The following is a 7,933-nucleotide window of genomic DNA, read 5'->3' on the forward strand; positions in this document are numbered from 1 at the left end:
TGAAATCCTTGTTCCGCAAGCCCGAAGTCCGCTACGCCGCCTCCTGACCATCAACTATTTGCCTTACGGGTCAAATATCAGACATATGATCTTGCAACATGTCGCCCAAGAGGCGCATATGTCCACATCAGACAGGAGCGAAATGCTCAGGAAAAGACGCTGGCTGTTGGCCGTCGCCGTTACGGCCACGGCGTTGACCGCCGTACCGGGCGGCACCGCCGCAGCCGGCCCCGGCGGTATCGCCGGCACCGGCACACCCCGCACCTCCGCCGACGGGAAGACGCACACCGTCACCCTGCTGACTGGGGACGTGGTGACCGTGCGGAGCACCGGGCAGGGATGCCCGCAGGCCACCATCCGACCGGCCGAGACGAACGGGGTGATCCGGCAGAGCTGCGGCCCGGACGGTCACCTGCACGTCGTCCCCGCCCGCGTCGAGTCCCAGATCGGCTTGGTCCTCGACCCCGACCTGTTCGACGTCACCGCGCTGATCGCCGACGGGTACGACGACGAGAACACCACCGAGCTGCCCGTCATCGTGCAGCCCGCCACCGCCTCCGCCCGGGTGGCCGCGCTCGCCGACGTGCAGACGCTCTCCAGCATCGGTGCCGTGGCCGGACACGTACCCAAGAAGAACCCGGCCACCGCGAAGCTCGCGACGAACTCGCTGCTCGCCGGGGCGAAGAAGGTCTGGCTCGACCGCAAGGTCCGCGCCACCGCCCTGCCCGCCGGCGCGAAGCCCGCCGGCCTGGACCGTAACCTGACCCAGATCGACGCGCCCGACGCCTGGAAGGCCGGCTACACCGGCAAGGGCGCCCGCGTCGCGGTGCTCGACACCGGCGTCGACTTCAGCCACCCGGACCTGGCCGGGCGGGTCGCCGAGCGGGCCGACTTCACCGCCGAGGACGGTGACGCCGTCGACCACAACGGCCACGGTACGCATGTCGCCTCGACCATCGTCGGCACCGGCGCGGCCGCCAACGGTCAGCGCCGTGGCGTCGCGCCCGACGCCAAGCTCGTGATCGGCAAGGTCCTCGACGACCACGGGTACGGCGAGGATTCGGGCATCATCGCCGCCATGGAGTGGGCGTCCACCCGGGCCGACGTCATCAACATGAGCCTCGGCGGCAGTGCGGCCGACGACGGCAGCGACCCGCTCTCGCTCGCCGTCGACGCCCTGAGCAAGCAGACCGGCACGCTGTTCGTCATCGCCGCCGGCAACAGCGGCGCGCAGATCTCCTCGCCCGGGTCGGCCGCCACCGCGCTCACCGTCGGGGCCGTCGACCGCGACGACAAGCTCGCCGACTTCTCCAGCCGAGGACCGCTGATCAACAACCACGCGGCCAAGCCGGAACTGGTCGCGCCCGGCGTCGACATCGTCGCGGCCCGCGCCGCCGGCACCAACCTCCAGGACCCGATCGACGAGTACTACGAATCGCTCAGCGGCACGTCGATGGCGTCCCCGCACGTGGCGGGCGCCGCCGCGCTGCTCGTCCAGCGGCACCCCGACTGGACCGGCGAGAAGATCAAGGCCGCCCTCGTCGGCGCCTCCGACCCCCTGACCGGCATCGACCCGTACGCCATCGGGGCCGGCCGCCTCAACGCGGCCCGTGCCCTCGGCGGCCCGACCAGCGACCAGCCGGTGGTCAACCTCGGCACGTTCGCGTACCCGCAGTCCGGGACCAGCGAGACGAAGCTGAGCTGGACCGGCGGGTCCACCCCGGCCACGACGGTCCTCGACCTCGACGTGTCGATCGTCAACCACGACGGCCAGCCCGTGCCGCGCGGCGCGGCGTCGCTGTCGACGACCCGGGTGACCCTCAAGCGGGGCGCGACGGCGGCGGCGACCCTGCGGATCAACCGCAAGGCGCTGGCCAACCGGCCGGGCCTCTACCTGGCCACCGTCACCGCCCGCACCGGACGCAACCTGGTCGCGTCCACCCCGGTGAGCTTCTACGTCGAGCAGCCCAGCTACGACCTGACGATCCACACCAAGCCGATGCCCGGCCTGCGGGACGGCGCGGACAGCTGGATCAACCTCATGGTCGCCAACCTCACCGACCCCCTGCTGTTCTACGGCGGGGGCGGCGGCACGCCCGGGAAAACCTTCACCCTGCGGGTGCCGGCCGGACGGTACTCGGTGCTCGGCGCGTCGGTCGCCTACTACGTCGACAGCGACGTGCAGGAGAGCACCCTCACCGCGGCGGGTGACCTGGACGTACACGCCGCCCGGAGCGTGACCCTCGACCCGGCGCAGGCCCGGCCGGTCACGGCGACCGTCGACGGGGCGGCCACCAAGACCACCCGGACCGACCTCACCACCTTCCAGACCGCGGTGAACGGCCTGCCGTGGTGGCACCAGATCAGCGGGTTCGGTGTGGCGACGTCGATCCGCAGCATGGCGGTCCCGAAGCCCACCATCGGATCGCGGCGCACCTGGGCGGCCGTCAACATGGACTCGCCGGCCGGCACCGCGGAGCCGTACCGCTACAACATCGTGCACGAGTACGCCGACGGCGTGCCGGCCGACCCGTCGTTCCGGGTGAACAGGGCGGAGCAGGCACGGCTGGCCCGCCTCGACGAGCGGTTCCACCAGACCGACTCACCGGAGATGTTCACCCAGCTCGTCCGGGTGGGCTCGACACCCGACGGGGTGCCGGTGACCCAGACGTACGAGGGCCCCATGCCGCCGAACCGGACGTCCTACCTCTCGCCGGAGATCGTCTGGGCCGACGAGGGCGTCTACGGCGGGCTGCCGGCCATGGAGGCGCCGCGTCAGTTCCTGCCGGGCAGTCGGCAGTCCGAGGTCTGGGCGCGGCAGCCGCTGCACTCCGACTGGTACGACGACCCGGCCGGCGATGGCTGGAGCTGCACCTCCGCGCCGTCGCGGACCCGGGGCAACCTGCACGTCGACATGGTGTCGCTGACCGACCGGCACCAGCGCGCCGACTGCCTCCAGGGTGAGTCCGTCGGCGTGAAGCGCACGCTGTCGCTGTACCGCGACGGCAAGCTGCTGGAGCAGAAGCAGGGCCCGTTCGGTGACTTCACGGTGCCGCAGTCGATGGCCGACTACCGGCTGACCCTCGACGTCGACACCAGCCTCATCCTGCCGATCTCCACGAAGGTCAACACGTCCTGGACGTTCCGGTCCGCCGGGCCGGACGGGACCGGCAGCGTGCCGTTGCCGCTGCTCGCGGTCGACTACACGCTGCCGATGGACCACGACAACCACCCCGTCGGCGGAACCGCGGAGCTGGCCGTCCGGCAGGCGCACGGCGTCAAGGAACAGAAGGTGACGTCGATGCAGGTGTGGACCTCGACCGACGACGGCGTCACCTGGACGGCGACCCGGGTCACCGGCAGCGGTGACGGCTACCGGTTCGACCTGCCGAAGGTCGCCTCGGGGCAGGCCGTCTCGCTGCGGGTGAAGGCCGCCGGCAACGGCGGTAGCGGCATCGAGCAGACCGTCATCCGGGCGTACCACGCCGGCTGACCGTCACCGCGGGGGTGCGGCCCGACTCCGGTCGGACCGTGCCCCCGCTGCTCGTCACTGACCTTCCCAGACGACCTTCGCGCCCGAGTCGCCGGTGCGGACCACGTAGTACACGGCGATGCCGGCACCGACCACCGACAGCACCTGCAACGTCACGGTCACCGCCCGATTGGCGGGTACGCCCTCGGTGGCGCGCGGCAGGACGAAGCGGACCAGGGCCAGTGCCACGACCGCCAGCCCGATCGTCGCGTACAGGGTCATGTCACCGAACTCCTGGTGTGCCTCCAGCTTGGGCACGAACTCGGGCGTGACCCGGTTCGCCGAGCGCAGCCGCTCGAAGAAGGCGTCCCCGGTGAGCTTCGCCAGCAGCGCGCAGATCGGCGCGCCCACCGCGAGCAATCCGAGCACCCAGCGCGTGTGCGGGCGGATCGGCGCGACGAGCGCGTACGCGATCGCCAGGAGCGCCAGCAGCGGCACGAACACGACCGCGGCGTGCAGCACGAGAGGGTGGGCGGGGATGCCCTGGAACTCTTCGAACATTCGGCGACTCCTCCGGCCATGGCGGATCTCGATGATCCAGGCATGGAGGCTATCGGTACTGGCTGAGCGAGCCCAGAGCCAACGCTCAGCTCCGCGACCGCGGCAGGCAGTCCCTCTTGTACTTCAGGCCCGACCCGCACCAGCAGGCGTCGTTGCGCTCGGGCGGCGCCAGGGCACCCGGGCGGCGAGCCGCGCCGACGCCTTGGCCGAGTAGCGGGCACGTCGGGCTGCGTGAGCAGCAGCGGACGCAGCGCGGTCAGCTCCGCCATCGCCTCGTCGTCACGGCCGCCGGCCTCGAACATCACCCGGCCCGCAGCGCGCGGGCCACGCCCGCCCGGGGGTCGTCGACCGAGGGGTACGCCGCCAGCGCCTGGTCCGCGTACCGCAGGGCGGCCTCGGTCCTGGCCCGGATCCGGGCGACCTCGGCGGCCAGGGTCAGGGCTTCCCCGGCGTCGTCCGGATCCGCCAGCCGGCCCTGCTCGACCGCGTCGGCGATGTCGGCCGCGACACCGAGCGGGTCGGCCGTCCCGAGGGCCGTGCGGCGCAGTTCGGCGAGGTCAGCTTTGGTGAGTACGTCTCTCGTCGGCACGATTTCACGGTACGTCGGAGGGCTCGGGAGTTCCGGATCGAGGGCGGCGGCTGGCGCGGTGGGTGAGCCGTGTTCGGTGGGTCGGAGGCGGATGTCCCGGTGAGCGTGATGCCTCACAGTCATCTTGATGCCTCACAGTCATCACGCTCGTCGCGCTACCCGCCCGCGCCGAGGTCACCCAGAGTGGCGATCGACGGGCTGCCGGTGACGTGTCGCTACGGGGTGCGGGCGAGGTAGCCGTGCACCGCCGCCCTGCTCTGCGGGAGGCCGTACCCGCTGAGCAGTTCGGCCGCGTTGCCGAACTCCTGCCCGTCGATCAGCCACGGCTCGGTGGAGCTGCCCAGGGCCTCGGCGAGCCGCCGCTGCCGGGGCGTCAACGTTTCGACCGGCGCCCCTGCCGTCGGCGGGCCGCCCGGGAACGCGAGCCGCAGTGCCGCGCCGAGTAGCGTCAGCGACCGGTCGCCGTCCACGGTGGGTAGCCGGTCGAGCAGCGCGTCGAAGGCACGGTCCGTGTGCTCCGGGCCGAGCTGCCGTACGGCCAGCGCCGCGTAACCGCCGACGTCGCCGCTGAGGAACGGCACCCACTCATCCTCGACCGGCTCGGCGGTGTCGTCGTCGGACGGCGCGGACGCCCAGCGGCCCCAGAGCCACCAGCATGGTCGCCACCTCACCCGGCGTCGGCGCGGCCCCCAAGGCCCGAGAGGCATCGACCGCATCGGCCCGCACGCCGGGATCGGAGCGCGTCAGCAAGGCCCGGAAGTCATGATCGGAACGCTACTCGCACGAGCGGGACCGGCGCTCAGGCAGACCCGGGATCACCAGCGGGGGCGTCGCGGATGGCGAGAGCGGCTTGGACGAGCGCGGCGTGAGTCAGCGTCTGGGGAAAGTTGCCGAGGTGGGCGCCCGTCGCCGGGTCCATCTCTTCGGCGTACAGGCCGAGTGGACTCGCGTGGTCGACCATGGCCTGGAACAGCTCGACGGCCTCGCGGCGACGTCCGGTGCGGGCAAGGGCCTGAACAAGCCAGAACGAGCAGGGCAGGAACGCGCCCTCGGTGCCGGGGAGGCCGTCACGCCCGGGTGGGTAGCGGTAGAGCAGTGGACCGCCGGCGGACAGCCGGTCCCGGATGGCGTCGATGGTGCCCCGTACCCCCAGTGAGTCGGCCGGGTCCATGTCGAGCAGCGGCAGGACGAGCAGGGCCGCGTCGAGATCCTGGTTTGCGTAGCTGCGGACGTAGCTGGCCGCCGTCGGGTCGAAGCCGCGCATCCGGACCTCGGCGGCGATGGCGTCCCGGGATCGCTGCCAGCGCCGACGTTGACGGTCCGACAGGCGGTGCGTGTCGGCGATGGCCAGGGCACGGTCCAGCGCGAGCCAGCCCATGAGCTTGGAGTGGACGTGTTGGGCAGGCTCGCGTATCTCCCAGATGCCAGCGTCCGGCTCCGGCCAACACCGGGAGACCACGTCGGCGAATCCGCGCACCGCCCGCCACGTCTCGGCGTAGAGGCGGTGTCCGGCCTGGGCGAACGCCCAGGCGGCGTCGATCACCCAGCCGTACCCATCGAGCTGGTGTTGGCCGGCGGCGGCGTTGCCCATGCGTACCGGACGGCTGTCGAGGTAGCCGGGCCATGCGGATAGTTCCCGTTCCGTTGGTACGTGCCTGCCGTGCAGGGTGAGCAGCGCCGGCAGGCGTGGCCGTTGCAACCGGCTGGCGTGCAACAGCCAGGCGAGGAAACCCTGGGCCTCGTCGCCCTTGCCGACGCTGAGGAAGGCGCTGACGCCGATGCTGGCGTCACGGGGCCAGACGTAGCGGTAGTCCCAGTTTCGCTCCCCACCGGGATCCTCCGGCAGGGACGTGGTGGGTGCGGCTACCGGCGCTCCCGAGGGCGAGTAGGTGAGCAGCCGCAACGTGAGCAGGCTTCGTGTGACGTGCTCCCGGAATGGCACCCGCTCGTCGATCTCTGCGGTCCAGGCCCGCCAGCGGGCCTCGTCCTCGACCAGCAGGTCCCAGGCGGCCGTCGGCTCGACGTGGATCACCGGTTCGCGGTAGGCCACGGCCAGTACGAGGGTGACGGGATGACCCGGCCGGACCGTGACCGAGGTGGGCCGACCCGGATCGATCCTGAAAGCCGGCGTGCTGTCCAGCGCGATTGCCAGCGCCCCCCACTCACACACCAGGGTCTGCCGCCGGTGCTGGACCCGGGGCCGGCGGTGCCGTACGCCCAGGCGGGGATCGAACTCCACCACCGCGTCGACCGCTGCCCGCTCGGCCGACAGCCGTCGCACGATCAGTGTCGTGGGCAGCAGGCGACCGCTGACCTCGGCCACCATCGCCTCCGTCAGGCGGAGCCGTGCACTGCCCACCGACCAGGTGGTCTCCAGGGTGGCGGTGTGCTGCCGGTACCGCCGTTCGACGACGGTGGCCGCCCGGGCCGGGCCGACCCGGAACGTTCCGGCGTCCGGGCCCCCGACCAGCCTGCCGAACAGGGGATCCCCGTCGAAGCGCGGTACGCAGAGCCAGTCCATCGCGCCGTCGCTCGCGACGAGGGCGGCGGTGCGCGTGTCGCCGAGCAGCCCGTAGTCACTGATCGGTGGTTCACCAGTCAAGGCGATCGCTCCTCGACGAGCCGTGCCGGCGAGCACCCGGTCACCTGGCTTGCAGGAGCAGCCCGAGACAGACCCCGTACACGACGTGGACGACAGCCGTGACCAGGGGAGTCTGGATGCCGTAGTTGAGGGCGAACAGCCCGGGCGGCTCCAACACCGCCGTGCTGGCCGGTCCGGCCCGCTGCGACGCCATCCGTGGGTGGACACCAGGAAGCAGCGGCAGAAGCACCGTCAGGGCGATCCCGACGTGCACGATCCCGAGCAACGCTCCGATCCACCAGGTGGCGCGGTACAACAACGCGAACGTGGCCGCGTACCCGAGGGCGAAGCCCTGACCGGCGCACAGGTGGAGGAAGAACCCGACGATCCGGGCCCGGTCGGGATCCTGGGTGACGAAGGTTCCGAGCACCAGGGGCAGGTCGAGTCGGGTGAGGCCGGCCAGTTGAGCGGTGATCATCGCCGCGGTGAGCGCCGCGGTGGCGACCAACCCGAACAACGCCCATCCGGCCCAGTCCATCTCAGCAGTCGTCGACGTCGCGGGCGTGCTTGGTCATCGGTCCACCCTCCGGCTGAACAGCGTGAATCCCACGGCCCGGACCGGACGCCCACCCACCGGGCGTCCGGTTTATCACCATATTGACCCGTAACCCAAATGGTTTGTGATCGTTTGGGGTGTATGGGCGTTACGGTGCGGGACGCGCGTCGGCTT

7 protein-coding genes are annotated in these 7,933 nt (G+C 71.5%); 1 reads left to right on the forward strand and 6 read right to left on the reverse strand.

The window, feature by feature from the left end:
* The first annotated feature begins 142 nt into the window (after window positions 1-142).
* Window positions 143-3,493, forward strand: coding sequence for a S8 family peptidase (locus tag ACLQ24_RS27595; RefSeq protein ID WP_425894661.1), 3,351 nt, complete (start codon window positions 143-145; stop codon window positions 3,491-3,493).
* Window positions 3,494-3,547: 54 nt separating this feature from the next.
* Here ACLQ24_RS27595 and ACLQ24_RS27600 read toward each other — a convergent pair whose 3' ends face one another.
* From ACLQ24_RS27600 to ACLQ24_RS27625, 6 genes are all read right to left on the reverse strand, one after another.
* On the reverse strand, window positions 3,548-4,033 hold the full coding sequence (locus tag ACLQ24_RS27600) for a DUF2231 domain-containing protein (RefSeq protein ID WP_425894662.1): 486 nt from the start codon (window positions 4,031-4,033) through the stop codon (window positions 3,548-3,550).
* An 85-nt stretch (window positions 4,034-4,118) separates the two neighbouring features.
* Window positions 4,119-4,205: an SEC-C metal-binding domain-containing protein gene (locus tag ACLQ24_RS27605; protein WP_425894667.1), complete on the reverse strand. Its 87-nt coding sequence runs from the start codon at window positions 4,203-4,205 to the stop codon at window positions 4,119-4,121.
* 129 nt (window positions 4,206-4,334) lie between these two features.
* Window positions 4,335-4,622, reverse strand: a complete 288-nt coding sequence (locus ACLQ24_RS27610; RefSeq protein ID WP_425894663.1) for a hypothetical protein — start codon at window positions 4,620-4,622, stop codon at window positions 4,335-4,337.
* 215 nt (window positions 4,623-4,837) lie between these two features.
* Window positions 4,838-5,293: a hypothetical protein gene (locus ACLQ24_RS27615; RefSeq protein ID WP_425894664.1), complete on the reverse strand. Its 456-nt coding sequence runs from the start codon at window positions 5,291-5,293 to the stop codon at window positions 4,838-4,840.
* 128 nt (window positions 5,294-5,421) lie between these two features.
* The gene (locus ACLQ24_RS27620) at window positions 5,422-7,224 is read right to left on the reverse strand and encodes a glycoside hydrolase family 15 protein (RefSeq protein WP_425894665.1); all 1,803 of its coding nucleotides are present in this window, start codon (window positions 7,222-7,224) and stop codon (window positions 5,422-5,424) included.
* A gap of 40 nt (window positions 7,225-7,264) precedes the next feature.
* The gene (locus tag ACLQ24_RS27625) at window positions 7,265-7,741 is read right to left on the reverse strand and encodes a hypothetical protein (RefSeq protein ID WP_425894666.1); all 477 of its coding nucleotides are present in this window, start codon (window positions 7,739-7,741) and stop codon (window positions 7,265-7,267) included.
* Between the last annotated feature and the right edge of the window lie 192 nt (window positions 7,742-7,933).

This window comes from Micromonospora sp. DT4, assembly GCF_049841675.1.
Taxonomy (GTDB): Bacteria; Actinomycetota; Actinomycetes; order Mycobacteriales; family Micromonosporaceae; genus Micromonospora.